Consider the following 23,810-nt stretch of genomic DNA (forward strand, 5'->3'; position numbering starts at 1 on the left):
CGCTTCCCACAGCGCGCCAACACGCTATTGCAAATGAAAATAATTATCAATAATATTATCGATATTTTTTGATCTGCAAGCAAAAATTTCCACAGCATATTTGAGGTGAAAGCCGTGACGCCAACAACGGGAAGTGATGCCTGGTGGGAGTCGAAACAGGGGCCCGAATGGGTCAAAAACGCGCAGGGAAATTATGAGGTCACTTTCTGGTGGCGCGATCCCGCCGGGACAGAAGCAACCTCCCGCGTGCGCCAGGTGTGGATCTACATTACCGGCGTGACCGATCACCATCAAAAATCGACGCCGCAATCGCTGACGCGCATTGCCGGAACCGATGTCTGGTACTGGAAAACCACGCTTGCCGCCAGCTGGCGCGGCAGCTACTGCTTGATTCCTTCGCAAAACAGCGACGATTTCGCCGCCGACGTTTTCACGCTTACGCCGCCGGATCGCACCGCGCTGCGCGAAGGCTGGCGAAAACTATTGCCGCGCGCAATTGCCGATCCGCTCAATCCGCAAAGCTGGCGCGGCGGGCGTGGCCATCCCGTTTCGGCGCTGGAAATGCCCGATGCACCGTTACAGCCTGGCTGGCGCGAAACGGATACGCCATTCAACGAACCGCAACACCTGTGGCGCAGTACGCGCCTGAACAACACGCGCCGCGTCTGGGTTTACACTACCGGCAACAGCCATAGCGCTGAACGCCCGCTGGCGATCCTGCTCGACGGGCAGTTTTGGGCGCAAAGTATGCCGGTATGGCCTGCGCTGGCTGCATTGACCAACACCGGGCAATTGCCGGAGGCGGTGTATGTGCTGATTGATGTGATTGATAACGCCCACCGCAGCCTGGAGCTGCCGTGCAATGCCGATTTCTGGCTGGCGGTACAGGACGAGTTATTACCGCAGGTCCGTGCCATTGCGCCGTTCAGCGACAGCGCGGATCGCACCGTGGTGGCCGGGCAGAGTTTTGGCGGCCTGTCGTCACTTTATGCCGCGCTGCACTGGCCGCAGCGGTTTGGCTGCGTGTTGAGCCAGTCCGGATCGTTCTGGTGGCCGCATCGCGGCGGCGAGCGTGACGGCATCATTATCGAACACCTTAAAAATGGTGAGTTGAACCCGCAAGGCCTGCGCATTGTGCTGGAGGCCGGGGTGCGCGAACCGCTGATTTTTCGCGCCAACGAGGCGCTTTTTCCCCTGTTACAACGCACACAGCAGTCGGTTTTCTGGCGTCAGGTTGACGGCGGACACGATGCGCTTTGCTGGCGCGGCGGGCTGACCTCCGGGCTTATCACCCTCTGGCAGCCGCTTACCCGCGCCCGTTAAACGCACCTTTCTACGACAGGAGTTTGCTATGGAATTCACCAACCCCTTCGATAACCCGCAAGGGCAATTTTATATTCTGCAAAATACCCGGCGGCAGTTCAGCCTGTGGCCCGCGCAGTGCGCGCTTCCCGCAGGCTGGAACGTGGTGTGCGAGCCGCAACCGCAGGACGACTGCAACGCCTGGCTGGCGGCAAACTGGCAAACATTAACCCCGGCGCACCATGCGCAATGAGGAGCGGAAAATGACCCAACGTTTACCGCTGGTCGCCGCACAGCCGGGGATCTGGATGGCGGAAAAACTCTCCACGCTGCCCAACGCCTGGAGCGTGGCGCACTATGTTGAACTGAAGGGCGATATCGACGCCGCGCTGCTGGCACAGGCGATTGCCAGCGGTTTGTCGCAGGCCGATATGCTGCGTATGCGCTTTGAAGAGGAGAACGGCGAAGTGTGGCAGTGGGTCGACGAGGCTCATGTCTTTGCCCTGCCGGCGATCGTCGATCTGCGTGACAGCCGCCAACCGCACGTTGCTGCATTACAGATAATGCAGGCCGACCTGGCGCAAAACCTGCGCGTGGAGAGTGGTAATCCGCTGGTTTGCCACCAACTGTTACGCGTGGGCGAGCAGCACTGGTACTGGTATCAGCGTTATCACCATTTACTGGTTGATGGCTTCAGTTTTCCGGCAATTACCCGCCAGATTGCCGCCATTTACAGCGCATGGCGACGCGGTGAGTCAACACCGGCATCGCCCTTTACGCCGTTTGCCGGGGTGGTGGAAGAGTATCAGCGCTACCGTGAAAGCGATGCCTGGCCGCGTGACCGCGCTTTTTGGGCGCAGCAGCGCAGCGCGTTACCCTCTCCGGTCTCCCTTTCCGACACGCCACTGCCGGGGCGCGCGGCAACAACCGATATTTTACGTCTCAACGTGGCGATGGAGGCCGGGGCATTTCGCCGCGTAACCCAGGCTTTTAGCCACCATTCACCCGCCGATCTGGCGCTGGCGCTGGCCGCACTGTGGCTTGGTCGGCTATGCGGACGCACCGACTATGCCGCCGGGTTTATCTTTATGCGCCGCATGGGCTCGGCGGCGTTAACCGCTACCGGGCCGGTGCTCAACGTACTGCCGCTGGGCATTCATCTGGATGGTACTCAAACGCTCTCCGCGCTGGCGACAACGCTTGCAGGCAGCCTGAAAGCGATGCGTCGCCACCAGCGTTATGACGCCGAGCAAATTGTGCGTGACGTCGGGCGTGCAGCGGGCGACGAGCCGCTGTTCGGCCCGGTATTTAACGTCAAAATGTTTGATTATCTGCTGGATGTTGATGGCATTAAAGGCACCACGCACACGCTGGCGACCGGCCCCGTGAACGATCTGGAAATCGCTCTCTTCCCGCACGAAGAGGGTGGGTTATCGCTGGAAGTGCTGGCGAACCGCAGCCGTTATGATGAATCCACCTTAAAAACACACGTCGGGCGGCTGGCGCATCTGCTCAGGCAGTTTGCCGAAAATCCACATCTGCGCTGCGGTGATGCTGAGCTGCTCTTATCGCCAGAAGCGCAGCGGCTGGCAGACATTAACGATACCGGCAAGATACTGCCGACTACCACCTTAAGCGCGTTGGTTGCCGCGCAGGCGGCGAAAACGCCGGATGCCCCCGCGCTGGCAGATGCGCAGTGGCAATTTAGCTATCGCGAAATGCGCGAGCAGGTTGTGGCGCTGGCGCACCAGCTTCGCCAGCTTGGTGTTCAGCCCGGCGACAGCGTGGCGGTGGCGCTGCCGCGCTCGGTGTTCCTGACGCTGGCGCTACACGGCATTGTCGAAGCAGGTGCCGCCTGGCTACCGCTGGATACCGGTTACCCGGACGAGCGGCTGAAAATGATGCTCGACGATGCCAAACCGCGTCTGCTGATCACTGCGCAGAACCAACGGGCGCGCTTTGCCGATATTCCCGCGCTTCGTCATTTTTGCTACGAAGCCCCGCTGGAAACCCACGGCAGCGACGCGCTCAATCTGGCGCGTCCGGAGCATACCGCGTACATCATTTTCACCTCCGGCTCCACCGGGCGGCCAAAAGGGGTGATGGTCGGGCAAACCGCTATCGTCAACCGTCTGCTGTGGATGCAGGAAAGCTACCCGCTCACCGCGCAGGATGTGGTGGCGCAGAAAACGCCGTGCAGTTTTGACGTGTCGGTGTGGGAGTTCTGGTGGCCGTTTATCGCCGGGGCAAAGCTGGTAATGGCGGAACCGGATGCGCACCGCGATCCACAAGCGTTGCAGGACTTCTTTACCCATTACGGCGTGACCACCACGCATTTTGTGCCGTCTATGTTGGCCGCGTTTGTCGCCTCACTCACGCCGGAAAGCGCAAAGCGCAGTTGCCGCACGCTAAAACAGGTGTTCTGTAGTGGCGAAGCGCTGCCTGCCGAGCTCTGTCGCGAATGGCAGCAGCTGACTGGCGCGCCGCTGCATAATTTATACGGCCCGACGGAAGCGGCTGTGGATGTGAGCTGGTATCCGGCTTATGGCGAAGCGCTGGCGGGTGTACGCGGCAACAGCGTGCCGATTGGTTTCCCGGTCTGGAACACCGGGCTGCGCATTCTGGATGCGATGATGCGTCCGGTGCCGCCGGGCGTGGCGGGCGATCTCTACCTTACCGGCATCCAGTTGGCGCAGGGCTATCTTGGTCGCTCGGATCTCACCGCCAGCCGCTTTATCGCCGATCCGTTTGCCGCAGGCGAACGCATGTATCGCACCGGTGATGTCGCACGTTGGCTGGAAAATGGCGCGGTTGAATACCTCGGGCGCAGCGACGACCAGCTGAAAATTCGCGGTCAGCGCATTGAATTAGGTGAAATCGACCGTGCTATGCTGGCGCTGCCAGACGTGGCTCAGGCGGTGGCACATGCCTGTGTCTTCAATCAGGCCACCGCCAGCGGCGGCGATGCACGCCAGTTAGTCGGTTATGTGGTTTCTGCCTCCGCACAGCCGCTGGAGACAACGGCGCTACTGGCGCAACTGCGTGAGCAACTGCCGCCGCATATGGTGCCGGTGTTGCTGGTGCAACTGGACGCGTTGCCGCTGAGCGCCAACGGTAAACTCGACAGAAAAGCGTTACCACTGCCTGAACTGGCGGTGCAGCAGGGCGGTCGCCCGCTCAACGCCGGTATGGAAACGCTGATCGCGCAGGCATTTTCCGGTTTGCTCGGATGCGAAGTGAACGACGCGCAGGCGGATTTCTTCGCGCTCGGTGGGCATTCGTTGCTGGCGATGCGCCTGGCGGCGCAACTGAGCCGCGAGTGCGAACGGCAGGTCACGCCAGGGCAAATCATGGTCGCTTCCACGGTAGAAAAACTTGCCGCGTTGCTCGAACAAGCGCTTTCGGCGGAGCAGACCGGGCGGCTGGGGCTGGAAACCTTGCTACCATTGCGGCAGAGCGACGGGCCGACCCTGTTTTGCTTCCATCCGGCGTCCGGTTTTGCCTGGCAGTTTAGCGTGCTGGCCCGTCACCTTGCGCCGCGCTGGTCGATCACCGGTATTCAGTCACCGCGACCGGATGGCCCGCTGCAACAGGCCGCGACGTTAGACGAAGCCTGTGAGCAACACCTGGCGACGCTACTTGCGCAGCAGCCGCACGGGCCGTATTACCTGCTCGGGTATTCGCTCGGCGGCACGTTAGCGCAGGGCATTGCCGCGCGTCTGCGGCAGCGGGGTGAGGACGTGGCGTTCCTCGGGCTGCTCGATACCTGGCCGCCGGAAACGCAAAACTGGGCAGAGAAAGAGGCAAACGGGCTGGATCCGGAAGTGCTGGCAGAGATTGAACGCGAGCGTCAGGCGTTTCTCGCCGCGCAGCAGGGGCAAGCCTCCGGCGAGCTGTTCTCCGTTATCGAGGGCAACTATGCCGATGCGGTTCGCTTGCTGACCACCGCCCACAGCCTGCCATTTGACGGGAAAGCAACGCTGTTTGTCGCCGGGCGCACCTTACCCGCAGGCACCGATCCGCACACAACCTGGGCACCGTGGGTTCGTGAACTGGAGGTTTACCGTCAGGATTGCGCCCACGTCGAGATTATCTCGCCGCAGGCGTTTGAGCATATTGGGCCGGTGTTAAGGGAAATATTAGCGCAGTGATGTTCCGCGGGCCTCTCGGTAAGGAGGGGTCTGCATTTCAGATGTTTCATGTAGCAAATCCCACGGCTGTTCTTTTTTTGCTGCTTATAATTTAAGCAGTATTTTCACTCGCCCGGAGTGCGTTGTGACGACTTCCCTCTATGTTAAAACCCCGACCGTCGTGGTGCTGAATAACCGTGGCCTGGCGGTGCGTGACATCGTTTATCACCGCCATCCGGAAACGCCGGACACCACCGACGAGCGCATCACCCGCCATCAGTTTGATGCGCGCGGTTTGCCGTCACAGAGCGCCGACCCGCGTCTGTATGCCGCCGGGCGGGCGAATTTCAGTTATCTCACCGACCTGGACGGCGCACCGCTGCGCACGCAAAGTGCCGATGCCGGAACCACGATTGCCCTGAATGACGCCTCCGGGCGGGCGTTTTTGCAGGTCAGCAATATTGGTTCAGAGAATGACCGCACCGCCGCCGTTACCCGCACTTTTCAGTATGAAGAGGCAGACCTGCCGGGGCGGTTGCTCGGCATTACCGAGCAGGTTGCCGGTGGCAGCGCGCGCGTCACGGAGCGGTTTGTCCGGGGCGGTCATTCCGCAGATGAACAGAGCCACAACCTTGCCGGCCAGCTTGTCAGCCACTACGACCCGGCAGGCCTGCTTTCCACGACCAGCCTTTCCCTGAACGGTGTGCCGCTTGCCGTTACCCGCCAGCTGCTGCCGGACGATGCCGAAGCAGACTGGCAGGGTGCGGATGCTTCCGTGTGGAACGACCTGCTGGCGGGCGAAACCCACACCACAACCAGCACGGTGGACGCCGCCGGGAATGTACTCACCACCACCGATGCGAAAGGTAATATCCAGCGCGTGGCCTATGATGTTGCGGGGCTGCTGAAGGGAAGCTGGCTGACGGTGAATGGCGGTTCAGAGCAGACTATTGTGAAATCCCTGACCTGGTCCGCCGCCGGGCAGAAGCTGCGCGAGGAGCACGGCAACGGCGTGGTGACAACATACAGTTATGAAGCCGAAACCCAACGTCTGGTCGGTATCAAAACTGAACGTTCGACGAATGCAAAAGTACTGCAGGATTTGCGCTACGAGTATGACCCGGTGGGCAATGTGCTGGTGATTACTAATGATGCCGAGGAGACCCGTTTCTGGCGCAATCAGGAAGTCGTTCCCGAAAATCACTACGCCTACGACAGCCTGTACCAGCTGGTCAGTGCCAGCGGGCGTGAAATGGCCAGTGCGGTACAGCAGAGCAGCAACCTTCCGGCGTATTCCTCTTTTGATGACGCCACGTACACAAACTACACCCGCACTTACACCTACGATAACGCCGGTAATCTGACGAAAATTCAGCACAGCGCGCCCGCATCCGGCAATAACTACACGACATCAGTTACAGTCAGCGACCGCAGTAACCGCGCAGTACTCAGCACACTCACCGAAAACCCGGCGGATGTGGAGGCGCTGTTCACTGCCGGTGGTCAGCAGAAAGAGCTTTTACCGGGGCAGAGCCTGCTGTGGACGGCGCGTCAGGAACTGCAAAAAGTCACGCCCGTCACCCGTAGTGGTGCAGCGGACGACAGCGAACGTTACCGCTACGACGCCAGCAGCCAGCGCATCGTCAAAATCACCGCGCAGCTGACCGGCAACAGCACGCAGACCAGACGGGTGGTTTACCTGCCGGGTCTGGAGCTGCGCAGCAGCGCAGCCGAAGAATTACAGGTGATAACCGTCGGCGTGGCCGGACGCGCGCAGGTGCGGGTGCTGCACTGGGAAAGCGGGCAGCCTGAAGGCATCAGCAATGACCAGATTCGCTACAGCTACGACAACCTGACCGGCAGCAGCAGTCTGGAAGTGGACAGCAGTGGTGAGCTTATCAGCCAGGAGGAGTATTACCCGTTTGGCGGTACGGCGCTGTTTGCCGCGCGCAGCCAGCTGGAGGCGGATTACAAAACGATTCGTTATTCCGGCAAGGAGCAGGACGCCACCGGGCTTTATTACTACGGCTACCGCTATTATCAGCCGTGGGCGGGACGGTGGCTCTCGGCAGATCCGGCGGGGACGGTGGACGGGCTGAACCTGTTCCAGATGGTGCGCAATAACCCTGCCAGTCAACGCGATGACAACGGGCTCATTGCGACCGGAAACGCCGCCAGAAGGCAGGTAGCGATGGAGTTCATTGCCTCTCAACACATGGCTGCGATAGAAGTCGTCTCGGAACTGCATGAAGCTATTATTAGCTTCAGAGAGGCGGGTGTTTATACCATTGACGCTCTTAATAGCGGAGCCGCAGCGAAAGGCCATAACATTCTCGAGAAAACTATCAAGACTCGCTCGCTGGAAGCGGCATATGGTGAAAAGGCGGATGAGATCCGCGATATTGCCACAGAGGCCGGATTAATTGGTCTGGTGGGAAACTGGAAAGGTAAGGGCAACGCGATTAGCGGTGTCTGGGTACACAATGTTAAGGCAGGGGTGGATGAGCCTTTTCCTTTATCGCTAACGAGTTCAGAGGATCTGCATGCTTTTAATCTTGCCCGCAGTAAAGGAGATATTGTTCCCTATACCGGGGATTACGATATGCATGACATCATCTTAAAACGTACCCGCAGGCCGCCTGGTGTCGGTAGTGCCGAAGAGAAGCAAATTATCAACAGTATCAACCGATATATTTCGATCCTCGATCCCGCTCGCCCTTACGAAAAAATTCATATGAATCCTGTGCGTCACGGGGCACAGAATAATTTCGTTCCCTATATGTGGCAGCAAGAGTTTGAGGATGTTGCGGAACATGGGGGCTATATTCGTGATGTCGCTATGCCGGGTCCCTTCCCGGTGGCGATTGTTAAAGATGGTGAATGGACTATAGCGGAAGATGAAGATGAGTGGCGGGGCTTTTTCCGTGAGAATCTTATCTCACAGCCGCGACACTGGAACAAAATGCCCCGTTTCGGATCCGGGGATTGGGGATTAATCAAAGTGAATAAACGCTATGTCATCACCCCACAGCATCAGCGGCAATTAAGCTTAAGGAGAGCGACCATTCTTTAATTCAGCAAATAAATGGCACTGTCGCATACCCCGTCCCGGCAGGGTATGCGCGACTGGATCGTCGATTGTCATGCAGCGCCGTTGTCAGCGTATTGCTCTGCTCCCGGCCCAACGCATCCCACAAGGCCGTGTAATTGAACTGCAAGTATATGGGCAGGAAGATGGCTGAGCGCTGACCCGGCGGGGACGGTGGACGGGATAAACATCTATCAGATGGTTAATAACAATCCCATTGTATTAAGCGATGATTCAGGTCTGTTCTCATTTAAATGGTGGGGTATTTCTCCAGAGAAACGGGCGAATTTAAGTTACCAGAGAATGGCGGAAGGCGAATTATGGAGTGGGTTCAGTGATTATGCATCCTTTCTGCAACGAGCAAAACAGAATTTAAAAGATATAAAATCAGCCAATAAGATTTTATCACCTGAAGCAGCTGGCTTTATTAATCGGTTTCAGAGAATAGATTTTAATTTGGTTCACTTTTCTAATGCAGATTTATCTAAAGGTGTTTTTTATTCAAGAGTCGAATTGGAAAAGAAAAAAATAATTTTTAATGAATTGAATAGCACGCCGGTAGATATTTCACAATTAAAAACGGACGACTTTTCCTTTTTTTCACTGGAAGTCGTAGGGGCGAAAGGTAAGTTAACCAGTGCGCTGGGGGGTAATAAATATGAAATTCCACTACGTGAAACCGTGAATTATAAATATATGAATTATGCACATGTCGCCATTAACGATACCTTACTGTTTGATGTCCGCCATAAAAAAACGGGGCTGGAAAGGCAACTCGCTCTACTGAAGAATAAGTCAGATATAAATTTTTTAAATCGGAAAAAAATAGCGAAAGCGGCTAATCAAACCGTTTTTGATATTAAAGATCTTAAAGAGGGCCTGGCTTACAGAATAGTCAATAGTGCGAAAAATTTATACGCAGAGGGGCAGAAAAAAAGATTGAGCGCCAGAACACCGCAGGAGTTTGATCTCGTGCTTTCGGTCATGTACCGGCCTCAGGTGCTGGTGCCCAAAAAATTTGTCAGTAAACACGTTCAGAGAACGATGACGCAAAATGCGGGGGCTTAGCGGTAATACCGATCTTATGTAAATAACACCCGATGTGATTACCGCCCGCAACGCCCGAGCGGCACCACCAGCGGGGTATGGGCGATGGGATCGTCAATGATCATGCAGTGCATGCCATACACCGCCTCAATCAGCTCAGCGGTCACAATCTCTTTTGGCGCGCCCTGCGCCACAATTTTGCCGTCGCGCAGCGCAATCAGATGCGTGGCGTAGCGGCAAGCCTGGTTCAAATCATGCAGCACTGCCGCCAGCGTGTAGCCCTGCTCGCGATTCAGCTCACTCAACAGTTCCAGCAAGTCGATCTGGTAGCTGATATCCAGCCAGGTTGTTGGCTCATCAAGCAGCATGATCGCCGTCTCTTGCGCCAGCACCATGGCAATCCATGCGCGCTGGCGTTGCCCGCCGGAGAGCGTATCGACACTCTGCCTGGCCAGGCTTTCCACCCCGGTGGCCCGCATCGCCCGCTGCACCGCCTCGTCATCCTCTTTGCGCCAGCGGGTGAACAGCGGCTGGTGCGGATAGCGCCCGCGCGCGACCAGTTCCTGCACGGTGATATCGCCGGGTGTGGTGGCGTTTTGCGCAAGCAACCCTATGCGACGCGCCACCTCTTTGCTGGCATAGCGCTGGATCTGCTCGCCATCAAGATAAACATGGCCCTGCGCGGGCGTCATCAGGCGGCTCAGCGTGCGCAGTAAGGTGGATTTCCCGCAACCGTTAGGGCCGATAATAGCGGTGAAATGGCCGTCGGGGATCGCCACGCTTAAGTGTTCAGCCACCACTTTTTTGCCGTAGCCAAGAGTGAGCGCTTCGCCGCGCAAACGGGCAGATAAATCGGTCATTTCTTGCGAGACTCCTGAATTAACAAGGCGATAAGGTAAATGCCACCGAGGCTGACGGTCACCACGCCGACCGGCAACTGATAAGGCGTAAAACCTTGCTGGGCAATCATATCCGCCAGCAACAACAACAGCGCACCGCACAGCGCGGACTGGGTTAATCCCCAGCGTGCAGTGGCGCTGACGCGCCGGGCAATATGTGGCGCGACCAGTGCGATAAACGAAATCGGCCCCGCCAGTGCTGTTGCGGCGGCGGTGAGTGCAACGGCCACCAGCATCAGCATCAGGCGCGAACGCTCAACGCTGACACCGAGCGCACAGGCGCTGTCATCGCCCATTTCCAGTAGCCGCATACGGCGCGCCAGCAGGGCGGCAAAAAGAAACATCACCAGCATGATCGGTGCGGAAGGGACGGTTTTCGCCCAGGTCAGGCCATTGAGCGACCCGGCGTTCCACAGCCCGGCGGAGAGCGCGGTTTCCAGCGAGGCATGCAGCAACAGCCAGGTATTAAACGCCACCAGCATCGCGCGAATGCCAATACCGACGATGATCAAGCGGAATGTCTCAATGCCGTTGCGCCAGGCCAGTAGCCAGACCACCAGCGAAGTGAGCATACCGCCGACCATCGCCGCCAGTGCGATAGCGGCCAGATGCTGACCAAACAGCACCATCGCCACCAGCACGCCGCTCCATGCACCGGTGTTAAAACCCATCACATCCGGGCTGCCGAGTGGGTTACGCATCAGCGACTGGAAAATCGCGCCGCTCACGCCAAGCGCTGCGCCCACCAGCAGCGCCATCAGCACGCGCGGCAAGCGCCACTCCATCACGACCCGTTGCATGGCACGCGGCGCGTCGCCGGTGAGCACGTCAAGCACCTGTGAAAATGCCAGCGTCACCGAACCGCTGCGTAAACCCCAGCTGGCTAAAAGCAACGCGGCGATAACCATAAACACGCAACTGCCGAGCAGGCGGCGGGAGGGCGCCATCATAAGTTGCCTCCGCGTGCGCGGCGCACCAGCACGATCAATACCGGCGCGCCGATAAAGGCACTGACTACGGAAACCCGCAGTTCGCCCGGCACCAGCAGGCGGCCAATGATATCGGCAAACAATAACAGGGCAGGGGTGGCAATCAGTGTGACCGGCAGCGACCAGCGGTGATCCGCGCCCACCAGCCAGCGCGCCATGTGCGGCATCATCAGGCCGATAAAGGCAATCGGGCCGACAACCGCCGTCGCGCTGCCGCACAGCACCGTGATCACCACTAAACCGAGCAACTGCGTGCGCGCCACGCGGCTGCCCAGTGCCGTGGCGGTGTCGCTGCCGAGGCTCAGGCTGTTAAGCGCGCGGCTCAGCATCAACGCCATGAACGCTGCCAGCAGCACCGGGATCAGAACAATTTTTAGCGTTTGCAGGGTGCGGATATCCAGCGAACCGGCCTGCCAGAAGCGCAACTGGTCATAAACGTCGGCGTTAAGCAATGAAATACCGCTGGATAATCCTTCCAGCACCGCCGCCAGCGCTACGCCCGCCAGCGTCAGGCGAACCGGGCTGAGTTGCCCACCGCCCTGGCTGCCGGTAAAAGCGACCAGCAGCGACGCCGCCAGTGCGCCGCAAAAGGCGAGCAGTAGTTGTTCGACAGGGGAGACAGCGCCCAGCAGCGCCGCGCCGAGCACAATGGCGAAGCTGGCACCGGCGTTAACGCCGAGTAAGCCTGGATCGGCGAGCGGATTTCTCGTGAGCGTTTGCATTAACGCCCCGGCAATGCCCAGTGCGCCGCCCGCGAGTAAACCTGCCAGCGTTCGCGGCAAACGGGCATCGTTGACGATGGTGCAGTCCGCGCTCTGACAGACGCCAGTGAGGGCGTCGATGATGACCGCGGCGGGCAGAGGTTTTGCACCAATAAACAGGCTGAGTGCAATGGCGACAACCAGCAATATCAATAACCCGGCGAGGGTAACGGGGCGCGCCGGGAAAGCAGAACACGACATAAAACGTCCCAAATTTGATAATGATATTAATTATCGTTATCGATCTTGTTTTGGTATGTTACCATGCACAGCCTGCGAATGGACATAGAAAGTGTGTATTTAAGGCATTGGAATGAAGCAACAATCCTGGCTGTTGAACCTGAGTCTGCTGCGTACGCATCCGGCTTTTCGCGCGGTATTTCTGGCGCGTTTTATCTCGATTCTCTCGCTGGGCTTGTTGGGCGTAGCGGTGCCGGTACAAATCCAGGCGATGACCCACTCCAGCTGGCAAGTTGGCCTTGCCGTTACGCTGACCGGTAGCGCCATGTTCGTCGGCCTGATGTTTGGTGGTGTTTTGGCGGATCGTTTTGAACGCAAGAAACTGATTCTGCTGGCGCGTTCCACCTGCGGCGTCGGTTTTATTGGCCTGTATTTGAATGCGTTGTTGCCGGAGCCTTCGCTGCTGGCAATTTATCTGCTCGGTTTGTGGGATGGTTTTTTCGGCGCGCTGGGCGTAACGGCGCTGCTGGCGGCGACACCTGCGTTGGTCGGGCGGGAAAACCTGATGCACGCTGGCGCCATTACCATGCTGACGGTGCGGCTGGGTTCCGTTATTTCGCCAATGTGCGGCGGTTTGTTGCTGGCAACCGGCGGTGTGGCGTGGAACTACGGGCTGGCGGCGGCGGGCACGTTTATCACCTTGTTGCCGTTACTGAGCCTGCCTGCATTACCGCCACCGCCACAACCGCGCGAGCACCCGCTGAAATCGCTACTTAGCGCCCTGCAATTTTTACTGCACAACCCTTTGATTGGCGGCATCGCGCTGCTTGGTGGGTTATTGACGATGGCAAGCGCGGTGCGCGTGCTCTACCCGGCGCTGGCGATAAGCTGGAACATGTCGGCGGCAGAAATTGGCTTGCTGTATGCCGCGCTGCCGCTCGGCGCGGCCATTGGCGCGTTAACCAGCGGCAAGCTGGCGCACAGTGAGCGCCCCGGCGTGATTATGCTGCTGGCGTCCGTTGGCGCGTTTATCGCCATCGGTTTATTCAGCCTGATGCCCGTCTGGGCGCTGGGCGTGCTGTTTCTGGCGCTGTGCGGCTGGCTGACGGCGGTGAGTTCGCTGCTGCAATACACGCTGTTGCAAACGCAAACTCCGGAAGCGATGCTCGGGCGAATTAACGGTTTATGGACGGCGCAAAACGTCACGGGTGACGCCATTGGTGCCGCGCTGCTGGGCGCGATGGGGTCAATGATGACGCCCGCCGCATCGGCGAGCATCAGCGGTTTTGTGCTGGCGATAGTGGGCGTGTTGCTGGTGGTGGTGCTTGGCGAGCTGCGGCGTTTTCGCCAGGTGCAGCCCGCCGCCGAAGCCTGATTAACTAAACAGCGCCGCCAGGCGTTGTAACACGCGGGTGGCGCTGTAGTAATCAAGGCGGAAAGTTTCCGCGCCGAGTGCGTACACGCGGTGATCTTGCACCGCAGGCAGGTGCGCCAGCAGCGGGTTCTGGCTGAGCGCATCCGCGTCTTTCTGGTCGCTGGCAAACAGGAACAGCACCTCGCCATTCAGCCCGGCGGCCAGATTCTCGCCGCCTAACTGGACAATGTCATGACGTTTCCCCTGGCTCTGACTGGCGTGCAGATTCGCCGGTAACGGCGCGAGGGTAAAGCCCAGTTGCTGCATCAATTGGCCCTGCGCGGAATCTTCAGTCCACAGATTGGCGCTGTGTGCCGCCGGGGTATAGACCAGCGCGCTGACCGGCTGCGGCGGCAGTTTCATGCGTGCTTTAACGTCCGCAAGCTGTTGATTGAACTGGCTGATACGCGCCGCCGCCTCTTTTTCGTGACCGGTGATTTCACCAAGCTGCGTTAACAGCGCCTGCCAGCTTTTGTCGTCGTAGTTGATGATAAGCGTCGGGGCGATGGTTGATAGCTGATCATACAGCGGCAACGCGGAGTCGCCGCCGGTGGCGCTGATCAGGATTAAATCCGGCATTTGTGCAGCGACGGCTTCAGCGTTGGGTTCCCCAATGTAAAGCCGCGCGACATTACGCTGCCGGGCAATTTCCCCCCACTGGCGCAAAAAGCCTTGTTCGTCGGCAAAACGGTTATTTGGCGTGGTCGCGCCGCTGGCGATAACTGGCGCATCAATCGCCAGTAGCGAACCGGTGAGCGTCACGCTGGTGGAAACAATACGCAGCGGCTTAGTCGGTAGCGTGTGCGTTCCACGGCTGTCCGTGACCTGGCGAGGCCACTCTGCCGCCATCGCTGAGGTAATTCCTAAAACAAAAATTCCTAAAAACACTAAGGGCTTACAGCGCAAAAAAGAGCATCTCACAACGCATATCCTGTTTTTGTTGAAGTTAATGCTTCTCATTTTCATATCTGAATGAAGCAGATGCAAGCATTCGCCGCGCGAGAGAACAATCTGCTGTTGACAGAGCGGGCAATAACTTTTTATCTTACCGACTCAAAAACACAAATGATAATCATTATTAGTTAATTTATCACTGTTGGAGGATGATATGGATACGTCCCTGGCTGAGGAAACCCGGCAGTCTGCGAAGACGCTGGCCGCGGATCAGTTTTTCTTTATGTCGCCGTACCGCAGTTTCACCACCTCCGGGTGCGTGGCGCGTTTTTGCGAGCCTGCCGCGGGCGGCGATGCGCCCGAGAGTGCTTTCCAGCAAAAACTGGCTCAGGCGTTTGCCGATGCGAAAGCGCAGGGCATTGCCCACCCGGTGATGGTTGGCGCGATCCCCTTCGACACCACCCAGCCATCTGCGCTGTTTATCCCGCACAGCTGGCAAACCTTTTCCCGCCCGGAGAAACAGCGATCCGCGCGCTATTTCACCAGTGGCGCGATGCCGAACGTCACAGCGCAGCAGGCGATCCCATCGCAGGAGACGTTTATGCAGATGGTGGCGAATGCCGCCGCGCGCACCGCCACGCCGGAAGTCGATAAAGTGGTGCTCTCGCGTCTGATTGAGTTAACCACCGACCGCCGTATCGACAGCGGCGTGCTGTTAGAACGCCTGATTGCCCAGAACCCGGCCAGTTACAACTTCCACGTTCCGCTACCGGATGGCGGCGTACTGCTGGGCGCAAGCCCGGAACTGTTGCTGCGCAAAGAGCAGGAGCACTTCAGTTCGCTGCCGTTAGCCGGTTCCGCCCGCCGCCAGCCGGACGACATTCTTGACCGCGAAGCGGGTAACAAGCTGCTGGCTTCGGAAAAAGATCGGCACGAGCACGAACTGGTGACGCAGGCGATGAAAAACGTGCTGCAGCCGCGCAGCCAAACCCTGACATTGCCGGAATCACCACAACTGGTCACTACCCCCACTTTATGGCACCTGGCCACGCCGATTACCGGCACTGCAGTCGCCGGGGAAAACGCGCTGACGCTGGCGTGCCTGCTGCACCCGACGCCCGCGCTGAGCGGCTTCCCGCACCAGGTGGCGAAACAGGTGATTGCCGAGCTGGAGCCGTTCAACCGTGAGCTGTTTGGCGGCATCGTTGGCTGGTGCGACGCCGCGGGTAACGGCGAGTGGGTGGTCACTATTCGCTGTGCGCGGCTTCACGATAACCATGTTCGTCTGTTCGCCGGTGCCGGGATTGTTCCGGCCTCTTCGCCGCTTTCCGAGTGGCGCGAAACCGGCGTCAAGCTGACCACCATGCTGAACGCATTTGGTTTGCACTGAGGATCAACCATGACCATTCCGTTTACCCGCTGGCCGCACGAGTTCGCCGAGCGTTACCGTGAAAAGGGCTACTGGCAGGATTTACCGCTGACCGATATTTTGACCCGCCACGCGCGCAGTGATGCCACGGCGGTGATCGAGGGCGAACGCCGCTTGAGCTACCGCCAGCTTAACGATGCCGCAGACAATCTGGCCTCGGCGTTACAGGCGCAGGGCATCAGGCGCGGGGAAACCGCGCTGGTGCAGCTGGGCAACGTCAGCGAGTTCTACATTGTTTTCTTCGCGCTGCTGAAAATCGGCGTGGTGCCAGTCAACGCGCTGTTCAGCCATCAGCGCAGCGAATTGAACGCGTATGCCGCGCAAATCGCACCGGCGCTGCTGATTGCCGATCGCGCGCATACGCTATTTGAGAATGACCATTTCCTCACCGCGTTTGTTGCACAGCACCCGTCGGTGCGCACTGTGCTGCTGCGCGGCGACAGCGGCGAGCAGGCGCTGGAAGACGCCATTGCCCGCCCGGCAGATAATTTTATCGCCACGCCAACGCCCGCCGATGAAGTGGCGTTTTTCCAGCTTTCTGGCGGCAGCACCGGCACGCCAAAACTTATCCCGCGCACACACAATGATTACTACTACAGCATTGTGCGCAGTAACGAGATCTGCGGATTTAACGCGCAAACCCGTTACCTCTGCGCGCTGCCGGCGGCGCACAACTACCCGTTGAGTTCACCCGGCGCGCTTGGCGTCTTCCACGCCGGAGGCTGCGTGGTGCTGGCTGCCGATCCGAGCGCCACGCTCTGCTTCCCGCTGATTGAAAAACACCAGATTAACGTTACCGCGCTGGTGCCGCCGGCGGTAAGCCTGTGGTTACAGGCGATCGCCGAGTGGGGCAGCAATGCGCAACTCGCCTCGCTGCGGCTGTTGCAGGTCGGCGGGGCGCGTTTATCGGCAACGCTTGCGGCGCGTATTCCGGCGGAGATCGGCTGCCAGTTGCAGCAGGTATTTGGCATGGCGGAAGGGCTGGTGAACTACACCCGTCTGGACGATCCCTTTGACCGCATTATCAACACGCAAGGCCGCCCGATGTGCCCGGATGATGAAGTGTGGGTGGCGGATGAAAACGGCAATCTGCTGCCGCCAGGCCACGTTGGCCGCCTGATGACGCGCGGCCCGTACACCTTTCGCGGCTACTTTAATAGCCCGGAACATAATGCCAGCGCCTTTAACGAACACGGTTTTTACTGCTCCGGCGATCTGATTTCGATCGACGAACAGGGCTATATCACCGTGCAGGGACGGGAAAAAGATCAGATCAACCGTGGGGGCGAGAAGATTGCCGCCGAGGAGATCGAAAACCTGCTGCTGCGCCATGAGTCGGTGATCCACGCCGCGCTGGTCAGTATGGAAGACAGCCTGCTGGGTGAAAAAAGCTGCGCTTACCTGGTGGTGAAAACGCCGCTGCGCGCGGTAGCTGTCCGCCGCTTTCTGCGAGAGCAGGGCGTTGCCGAGTTCAAACTGCCGGATCGTGTGGAGTGCGTGGACGCGCTGCCGCTGACGCCGGTGGGTAAGGTCGATAAAAAACAGTTACGTCAGTGGTTAGCGCAACGCGCACCGGCGTAAAGGAGAGAAGATGGCGATTCCAAAACTACAGGGCTACGCGCTGCCTGGCGCGGCCGATATCCCGCAAAACAAAGTGAGCTGGCCGTTTGAGCCGGAACGTGCGGCGCTGCTGATCCATGATATGCAGGATTACTTTGTTAACTTCTGGGGCGAAAACTGCCCGATGATGCAGCAAGTGGTGGCGAACATCGCCGCACTGCGTGATTTCTGCAAGCAAAACGCTATTCCCGTGTACTACACCGCGCAGCCGAAAGAGCAGAACGATGAAGACCGGGCGCTGCTCAACGATATGTGGGGGCCAGGCTTAACCCGCTCGCCGGAGCAGCAAAAAATTGTTGCTGCGCTCGCGCCGGATGAGGCCGACACCGTGCTGGTGAAGTGGCGCTACAGCGCGTTTCACCGCTCGCCGCTGGAGCAGATGCTCAAAGAGACCGGCCGTAACCAGTTACTCATCACCGGGGTGTATTCACACATTGGCTGCATGATCACCGCCACCGATGCGTTTATGCGCGATATCAAACCGTTTATGGTTGCCGACGCGCTGGCGGATTTCAGCCGCGAAGAGCATTTGATGTCGCTTAATTATGTCGCCGGGCGTGCTGGTCGCGTGGTGATGACGCAAGAATTACTGGCTGTGCCGGGCAGCAAAGCGGCATTACGCACGCTGATCCTGCCGCTGCTGGATGAGTCCGACGAACCGTTAGATGACGAGAATCTCATCGACTACGGCCTCGATTCCGTGCGCATGATGGCGCTCGCCGCGCGCTGGCGCAAAGTACATGGCGATATCGACTTTGTGATGCTGGCGAAAAACCCGACCATTGACGCCTGGTGGACGCTGCTTTCGCGTGAGGTGAAGTAATGGTTGGTCTGGATTTTACCGGCAAAATTGTCTGGGTGACCGGGGCCGGTAAAGGCATCGGTTATGCCACGGCGAAGGCGTTTGTCGGGGCGGGCGCGCACGTGATCGGTTTCGATCTCGCCTTTGGCGGCACGGATTACCCTTTCTCCTGTGAAGTGCTGGACGTTGCCGACGCCGCACAAGTTCAGGTGGTTTGCCAGCGCGTGCTGGCGCAATGCGAGCGGCTGGATGTGCTGGTCAACGCCGCCGGGGTGTTGCACATGGCCGCCACTGATGAACTGACACCAGACGCCTGGCACAGCACCTTCGCTGTTAACGTCGGCGGGGCGTTTAACCTGTTTCAGCAGACGATGGCGCAATTTCGGCGTCAGCAGAGCGGGGCGATTGTCACCGTCGCATCCGACGCGGCGCACACGCCGCGTATCGGCATGAGCGCGTATGGCGCATCGAAAGCGGCGCTCAAAAGCCTGGCACTCACCGTTGGCCTTGAGCTGGCGGCAAGCCATGTACGTTGCAATGTGGTTTCACCGGGATCGACCGACACCGACATGCAGCGTTTGCTGTGGGTGAGCGATGACGCCGAACAGCAGCGTATTCGCGGTTTTGGCGAGCAGTTCAAGCTCGGCATCCCGCTGGGGAAAATCGCCCGCCCGCAGGAAGTGGCGAACACCATTTTGTTCCTCGCTTCCGATCTGGCAAGCCATATCACATTGCAGGATATCGTGGTGGATGGCGGCTCGACGCTGGGGGCGTAGATGATCTGGAAACGTCATTTAACCCTTGATGAACTGAACGCCACCAGCGAAAACACGCTGGTGGCGCATCTCGCGATTACTTACACCCGCATCGGCGGTGATTTCCTTGAAGCGGAAATGCCGGTAGACAGCCGCACGCATCAACCGTTTGGTCTGCTGCACGGTGGTGCCTCGGCGGCGCTGGCGGAAACGCTGGGATCGATGGCGGGCTACCTGATGACCCGCGACGGCCAGTGCGTGGTGGGCACGGAATTAAACGCCACCCATCATCGCCCGGTTTCGCAGGGAAAAGTGCGCGGCGTTTGCCAGCCGCTGCATCTTGGCCGGCAGAACCAAAGCTGGGAAATTGTGGTGTTTGACGAACAAGGCCGACGCTGCTGCACCTGTCGTCTCAGCACGGCGGTGCTGGGGTAATCTCGCCCTCTCTTTGACAGGAGAGGGCGCATTCTTGCGATCCCGGTAACACAATCAGGTAAATGCCTGGTGGCAGGGCAAATTTCCCATGTTTCAAAGTTGTTAAAATCCGCGAGTTGATATAGATACAAAATGTAACATCTCTCTGTCTCTCAACGGATACCCGCTATGAACAACTCAGGGAAATACCTTATTTGGGGCGTGCTGTCGCTGGTTGGCGCATTCGCCCTCGGCTATATCGCGCTTAACCGCGGCGAACAGATCAACGCGCTGTGGATCGTGGTGGCCGCGGTCTGTATCTACCTTATCGCTTACCGTTTTTACGGCCTGTATATCGCTAAAAGTGTGCTACAGGTTGACCCGACGCGCATGACTCCGGCGGTGCGCTACAACGATGGTCTTGATTACGTGCCAACAGACAAAAAAGTGCTGTTCGGTCACCATTTTGCGGCGATTGCCGGCGCAGGCCCGCTGGTAGGGCCGGTGCTGGCGGCGCAAATGGGGTATTTGCCGGGCATGATCTGGATCCTCGCAGGCGTAGTGCTGGCCGGTGCGGTGCAGGATTTCATGGTGCTGTTTATCTCCACCCGTCGGGACGGGCGTTCGCTCGGTGAGATGGTGAAAGCGGAGATGGGGCCGACCGTTGGCGTGATTGCGCTGGTGGCGACCTTTATGATCATGGTGATTATCCTTGCGGTGCTGGCGATGATTGTCGTCAAAGCGCTGACCCACAGCCCGTGGGGAACATACACTGTCGCCTTTACCATTCCGCTGGCGATTTTTATGGGTATCTACATTCGCTATCTGCGCCCCGGGCGGATTGGCGAAGTGTCGGTGATTGGCCTGGTACTGCTGGTGTTCGCCATTATTTCTGGCGGCTGGGTGGCCGCAAACCCGGCGATTGCACCGTACTTTGATTTCACCGGCGTGCAGTTGACGTGGATGCTGGTGGGCTACGGGTTTGTCGCCTCGGTGCTGCCGGTGTGGCTGCTGCTGGCGCCGCGTGATTACCTCTCTACTTTCCTGAAAATTGGCACCATTATCGGCCTGGCGATTGGCATTCTGATCATGCGCCCGACGCTGACCATGCCTGCGCTGACCAAGTTTGTTGATGGGACTGGCCCGGTGTGGACCGGTAATCTGTTCCCGTTCCTGTTTATTACCATTGCCTGTGGCGCGGTTTCCGGTTTCCATGCGCTGATTTCCTCCGGCACCACGCCGAAAATGCTCGCCAGCGAAGGGCAGGCTTGTTTTATCGGTTACGGCGGCATGCTAATGGAGTCGTTCGTGGCGATCATGGCGCTGGTGTCGGCGTGCATTATCGATCCGGGCGTTTACTTTGCGATGAACAGCCCGATGGCGGTCTTAGCCCCTGCGGGCACCACCGATGTAGTAGCGTCGGCGGCGCAGGTGGTGAGCGGTTGGGGCTTTAGTATCACCCCGGATGCGCTCAGGCAGATTGCCAGCGAAGTGGGCGAGCAGTCGATCATTTCACGCGCCGGCGGCGCGCCGACGCTGGCAGTGGGCATGGCTTATATCCTGCACGGCGCGCTCGGCGGTCTGATGGATGTCTCGTTCTGGTATCACTTCGCCATTCTGTTTGAGGCGCTGTTTATTCTGACGGCGGTGGATGCCGGGACACGCGCGGCGCGCTTTATGTTGCAGGATCTGCTGGGCGTGATTTCACCGAACCTCAAACGCACGGAATCGCTGCCCGCGAACCTGCTGGCGACCGGGCTGTGTGTGCTGGCGTGGGGCTACTTCCTGCACCAGGGCGTGGTTGATCCGCTCGGCGGTATTAACACCCTGTGGCCGCTGTTTGGCATCGCCAACCAGATGCTGGCGGGCATGGCGCTGATGCTGTGTGCGGTGGTGCTGTTCAAGATGAAACGCCAGCGTTACGCGTGGGTGGCACTGCTGCCAACCGCCTGGCTGCTGGTTTGTACGCTCACCGCAGGCTGGCAAAAAGCCTTTAGCCCGGATGCGAAAGTCGGCTTCCTGGCCATCGCCAACAAGTTCCAGGCGATGATCGACAGCGGCAATATTCCGGCGCAATATACCCAGTCTCAACTGGCGCAACTGGTGTTTAACAACCGTCTCGATGCTGGCTTGACCATCTTCTTTATGGTCGTGGTGGTGGTACTGGCGTTCTACTCGCTGAAAACCGCGCTGGCGGCGCTGAAAGAGGATCAACCGACCGCGAACGAGACGCCGTACCAGGAAATGACGGGCGACGTTGAGCAGATTGTCGGCCAGGCAAAAAGTGTGCATTAATCGCGTAACGCGGGGGGTTTATGTTCGATACGCTTTCAAAAGCCGGGAAGTATTTAGGCCAGGCGGCGAAAATGATGATTGGCGTTCCGGATTATGACAACTATGTCGAGCATATGCGCGTGACGCACCCGGAGCAGACGCCGATGACTTATGAGGAGTTTTTCCGCGAGCGCCAGGATGCGCGCTACGGTGGAAAGGGCGGCGCACGCTGCTGTTAACTCTCGTCTTGCTCAAAAAGCGGCGCACATGCGCCGCTTTTCTTTATCTACAGAAAACCCCCAGCCAGGCTGGTGCTTCCGGAAAGCTTTCAGCTATAGGCCGGTTATTTTCGCCAGGATCAGGCGTTGGTGCCGCCATCAACAACAATATCGGCCCCGGTAATCTGCTTCGCCGCCGGGCTTGCAAGGAAAGCGACCGCTTCGGCGATATCCTGCGCTTCACCATAATGCCCCAGCGCAATCATACGACGCTGCTCTTCCGCGCCTTCGCCGTCCGCCGGGTTCATATCGCTGTCCGTCGAACCGGGTTTCACCATATTCACGGTGATCCCGCGTGGGCCCAAATCCCGCGCCAGCCCGCGTGTTAATGAGTTCAGCGCGGATTTGGTCATCGAATAAATGGCGATATCTTTAAACGGCACGCGATCGGAGAGGCAACTGCCGATATTGATAATGCGCCCGCCGTCGGGCAGGTGTGCAATGGCCGACTGGGTGGCGTAGACCACGCCGCGAATATTCACGTTGATCATCGCATCGATATCCTCCTGCGACATCGCTTCTAACTGGCCACCGCGCGCGATGCCGGCGTTATTAACGAGAATATCCAGCCCGCCGAGTTGCTGCACGGTTTGATCAACAGCGGCGCGGGCAGCTTGTGGTTCGGCGCTGTTGGCCTGGATCGCCACGGCGTTACGCCCCAGCGCGCGGATCGCTTCCACAACGGCTTGTGCTTTATCGGCGGATTTCTCCCAGGTGATGGCGACGTCCGCTCCTTCCCGCGCCAGCGTTAAGGCGATGGCTTTTCCCAGACCGCGGCTCGCACCGGTGACCAGCGCGCGTTTTCCTGCAAGTGAATGTGACATGGTGGCTCCGTAATTATGTGTCGATTGATACATAATTAAAATAAACAGGCTTCCATACATTCGTCAATCTTATTAATATACCGATCAGCACAAAATGCGAGGAGGCGAAAGTGAGCCGGGGAAGACCACGGGAATTTGACCGTACCGAGGCGCTGAACAACGCGATGAAACTCTTCTGGCAGAAGGGGTACACCGCGACATCTATGAACGATCTGTATGAGGCGATGGGCATTAAATCGCCCAGCTTGTATGCGGCGTTCGGTAGCAAAGAAGATCTCTACGACGAGGTGTTGCAGCACTACGAACAGTGCGTTGCGCCAGCGATCTGGGGCGATATGGCAAGCGAGCCATCGCCGAAAAAAGCCATTGCGGCGTGGCTGGAGCGATCGGCCGAGGTGTTAACCCGCTGCGATTTGCCGCATGGCTGCATGGTGACGCTGTCAGCGGTTGCCAGCGAAGGCCATGAACGGTTGGGCGAGCGGGTTCGTCAGTTGCGTAATGGCGGCGTTGCGCAGCTAAAAGCGCGCCTGAGCGAGGCGCAGCAGCGCGGCGAGTTACCTGAGACCACCGATATCGATGCGCTGACCCGGTTGTATGTCAGCATTCAGCAGGGGATGTCGATTCAGGCGCGCGATGGCGCGAGCCGGGAAACTCTGCTCGGCGTTGCGCGTATGGCAATGGGATTGTGGCCTGCGCCGTAAAAACAGGCC

At 58.6% G+C, this 23,810-nt stretch carries 18 protein-coding genes and 1 pseudogene; 14 read left to right on the forward strand and 5 right to left on the reverse strand.

The features are described from left to right. Positions 1-114 precede the first annotated feature (114 nt). The 5 genes and pseudogenes from fes to H650_RS26245 all read left to right on the forward strand — a co-directional run. The gene (gene fes, locus H650_RS20345; protein ID WP_020456924.1) at positions 115-1,323 is read left to right on the forward strand and encodes an enterochelin esterase; all 1,209 of its coding nucleotides are present in this window, start codon (positions 115-117) and stop codon (positions 1,321-1,323) included. Positions 1,324-1,351: 28 nt separating this feature from the next. Next, positions 1,352-1,555 carry an MbtH family protein gene (locus H650_RS20350; RefSeq protein WP_020456925.1) on the forward strand — a complete coding sequence of 68 codons (204 nt, stop codon included), beginning with the start codon at positions 1,352-1,354 and terminating at the stop codon, positions 1,553-1,555. 10 nt (positions 1,556-1,565) lie between these two features. Beyond that, on the forward strand, positions 1,566-5,453 hold the full coding sequence (gene entF, locus H650_RS20355; protein WP_020456926.1) for an enterobactin non-ribosomal peptide synthetase EntF: 3,888 nt from the start codon (positions 1,566-1,568) through the stop codon (positions 5,451-5,453). A gap of 124 nt (positions 5,454-5,577) precedes the next feature. Beyond that, on the forward strand, positions 5,578-8,505 hold the full coding sequence (locus H650_RS20360; RefSeq protein ID WP_020456927.1) for an RHS repeat protein: 2,928 nt from the start codon (positions 5,578-5,580) through the stop codon (positions 8,503-8,505). Between the two features lie 150 nt (positions 8,506-8,655). After that, positions 8,656-8,763: pseudogene (locus tag H650_RS26245) on the forward strand (RHS repeat-associated core domain-containing protein); the annotation flags it as partial. Positions 8,764-9,626: 863 nt separating this feature from the next. Here H650_RS26245 and fepC read toward each other — a convergent pair. The 3 genes from fepC to fepD are packed head-to-tail and all read right to left on the reverse strand — an operon-like array spanning position 9,627 to position 12,417. Next, positions 9,627-10,427 carry an iron-enterobactin ABC transporter ATP-binding protein gene (fepC, locus tag H650_RS20370; protein WP_020456930.1) on the reverse strand — a complete coding sequence of 267 codons (801 nt, stop codon included), beginning with the start codon at positions 10,425-10,427 and terminating at the stop codon, positions 9,627-9,629. Continuing rightward, a complete protein-coding gene (gene fepG / locus H650_RS20375; protein WP_020456931.1) occupies positions 10,424-11,416 on the reverse strand; it encodes an iron-enterobactin ABC transporter permease in 993 nt (330 codons plus the stop codon). Before fepG ends, fepC begins: the two co-directional genes overlap by 4 nt. Continuing rightward, positions 11,413-12,417: a Fe(3+)-siderophore ABC transporter permease gene (fepD, locus tag H650_RS20380; RefSeq protein ID WP_044489589.1), complete on the reverse strand. Its 1,005-nt coding sequence runs from the start codon at positions 12,415-12,417 to the stop codon at positions 11,413-11,415. Before fepD ends, fepG begins: the two co-directional genes overlap by 4 nt. 112 nt (positions 12,418-12,529) lie before the next feature. Here fepD and entS point away from each other — a divergent pair, with 112 nt between their 5' ends. After that, a complete protein-coding gene (gene entS / locus H650_RS20385) occupies positions 12,530-13,771 on the forward strand; it encodes an enterobactin transporter EntS (protein ID WP_020456933.1) in 1,242 nt (413 codons plus the stop codon). Here the strand turns inward: entS and fepB are convergent, their stop codons facing one another. After that, positions 13,772-14,659, reverse strand: coding sequence for a Fe2+-enterobactin ABC transporter substrate-binding protein (fepB, locus tag H650_RS20390; protein ID WP_020456934.1), 888 nt, complete (start codon positions 14,657-14,659; stop codon positions 13,772-13,774). Between the two features lie 259 nt (positions 14,660-14,918). Between fepB and entC the strand changes: the two genes are divergently transcribed. From entC to H650_RS20425, 7 genes are all read left to right on the forward strand, one after another. Further along, entirely contained in the window at positions 14,919-16,094 is a 1,176-nt protein-coding gene (gene entC / locus H650_RS20395) for an isochorismate synthase EntC (protein ID WP_020456935.1), read from the forward strand. A 9-nt stretch (positions 16,095-16,103) separates the two neighbouring features. Next, positions 16,104-17,714, forward strand: a complete 1,611-nt coding sequence (entE, locus tag H650_RS20400) for a (2,3-dihydroxybenzoyl)adenylate synthase EntE (RefSeq protein ID WP_020456936.1) — start codon at positions 16,104-16,106, stop codon at positions 17,712-17,714. A 10-nt stretch (positions 17,715-17,724) separates the two neighbouring features. After that, complete coding sequence (locus H650_RS20405; RefSeq protein WP_020456937.1) at positions 17,725-18,576, forward strand: isochorismatase; 852 nt, start codon at positions 17,725-17,727, stop codon at positions 18,574-18,576. Continuing rightward, a complete protein-coding gene (gene entA, locus H650_RS20410; RefSeq protein ID WP_020456938.1) occupies positions 18,576-19,331 on the forward strand; it encodes a 2,3-dihydro-2,3-dihydroxybenzoate dehydrogenase EntA in 756 nt (251 codons plus the stop codon). The genes H650_RS20405 and entA overlap by 1 nt, the downstream gene beginning before the upstream one ends. Further along, positions 19,332-19,745, forward strand: coding sequence for a proofreading thioesterase EntH (entH, locus tag H650_RS20415; protein WP_020456939.1), 414 nt, complete (start codon positions 19,332-19,334; stop codon positions 19,743-19,745). Positions 19,746-19,913: 168 nt separating this feature from the next. Next, positions 19,914-22,019, forward strand: a complete 2,106-nt coding sequence (cstA, locus tag H650_RS20420) for a pyruvate/proton symporter CstA (protein ID WP_020456940.1) — start codon at positions 19,914-19,916, stop codon at positions 22,017-22,019. Positions 22,020-22,039: 20 nt separating this feature from the next. Beyond that, positions 22,040-22,237, forward strand: a complete 198-nt coding sequence (locus H650_RS20425) for a YbdD/YjiX family protein (RefSeq protein ID WP_017455812.1) — start codon at positions 22,040-22,042, stop codon at positions 22,235-22,237. A 119-nt stretch (positions 22,238-22,356) separates the two neighbouring features. On the opposite strand, the gene H650_RS20430 is transcribed toward H650_RS20425, so the two are convergent. After that, a complete protein-coding gene (locus tag H650_RS20430; protein WP_020456941.1) occupies positions 22,357-23,100 on the reverse strand; it encodes an SDR family NAD(P)-dependent oxidoreductase in 744 nt (247 codons plus the stop codon). A gap of 110 nt (positions 23,101-23,210) precedes the next feature. On the opposite strand from H650_RS20430, the gene H650_RS20435 reads away from it, so the two are divergent. Next, the gene (locus tag H650_RS20435; protein WP_020456942.1) at positions 23,211-23,801 is read left to right on the forward strand and encodes a TetR/AcrR family transcriptional regulator; all 591 of its coding nucleotides are present in this window, start codon (positions 23,211-23,213) and stop codon (positions 23,799-23,801) included. Positions 23,802-23,810 lie beyond the last annotated feature (9 nt).

This window comes from Enterobacter sp. R4-368 (genome assembly GCF_000410515.1).
In the GTDB taxonomy this organism is placed as follows: Bacteria; Pseudomonadota; Gammaproteobacteria; order Enterobacterales; family Enterobacteriaceae; genus Kosakonia.

Bases quoted from the DNA above. Each gene is read 5' to 3' on its own strand.
- cstA (WP_020456940.1), top strand. From the start codon at position 19,914: ATGAACAACTCAGGGAAATACCTTATTTGGGGCGTGCTGTCGCTGGTT.
- H650_RS20425 (WP_017455812.1), top strand. From the start codon at position 22,040: ATGTTCGATACGCTTTCAAAAGCCGGGAAGTATTTAGGCCAGGCGGCG.
- entH (WP_020456939.1), top strand. From the start codon at position 19,332: ATGATCTGGAAACGTCATTTAACCCTTGATGAACTGAACGCCACCAGC.
- H650_RS20430 (WP_020456941.1), bottom strand. From the start codon at position 23,100: ATGTCACATTCACTTGCAGGAAAACGCGCGCTGGTCACCGGTGCGAGC.
- H650_RS20350 (WP_020456925.1), top strand. From the start codon at position 1,352: ATGGAATTCACCAACCCCTTCGATAACCCGCAAGGGCAATTTTATATT.
- entF (WP_020456926.1), top strand. From the start codon at position 1,566: ATGACCCAACGTTTACCGCTGGTCGCCGCACAGCCGGGGATCTGGATG.
- fepC (WP_020456930.1), bottom strand. From the start codon at position 10,427: ATGACCGATTTATCTGCCCGTTTGCGCGGCGAAGCGCTCACTCTTGGC.
- entA (WP_020456938.1), top strand. From the start codon at position 18,576: ATGGTTGGTCTGGATTTTACCGGCAAAATTGTCTGGGTGACCGGGGCC.
- entS (WP_020456933.1), top strand. From the start codon at position 12,530: ATGAAGCAACAATCCTGGCTGTTGAACCTGAGTCTGCTGCGTACGCAT.
- entE (WP_020456936.1), top strand. From the start codon at position 16,104: ATGACCATTCCGTTTACCCGCTGGCCGCACGAGTTCGCCGAGCGTTAC.
- entC (WP_020456935.1), top strand. From the start codon at position 14,919: ATGGATACGTCCCTGGCTGAGGAAACCCGGCAGTCTGCGAAGACGCTG.
- fepB (WP_020456934.1), bottom strand. From the start codon at position 14,659: ATGGCGGCAGAGTGGCCTCGCCAGGTCACGGACAGCCGTGGAACGCAC.
- fepD (WP_044489589.1), bottom strand. From the start codon at position 12,417: ATGTCGTGTTCTGCTTTCCCGGCGCGCCCCGTTACCCTCGCCGGGTTA.
- fepG (WP_020456931.1), bottom strand. From the start codon at position 11,416: ATGATGGCGCCCTCCCGCCGCCTGCTCGGCAGTTGCGTGTTTATGGTT.
- H650_RS20405 (WP_020456937.1), top strand. From the start codon at position 17,725: ATGGCGATTCCAAAACTACAGGGCTACGCGCTGCCTGGCGCGGCCGAT.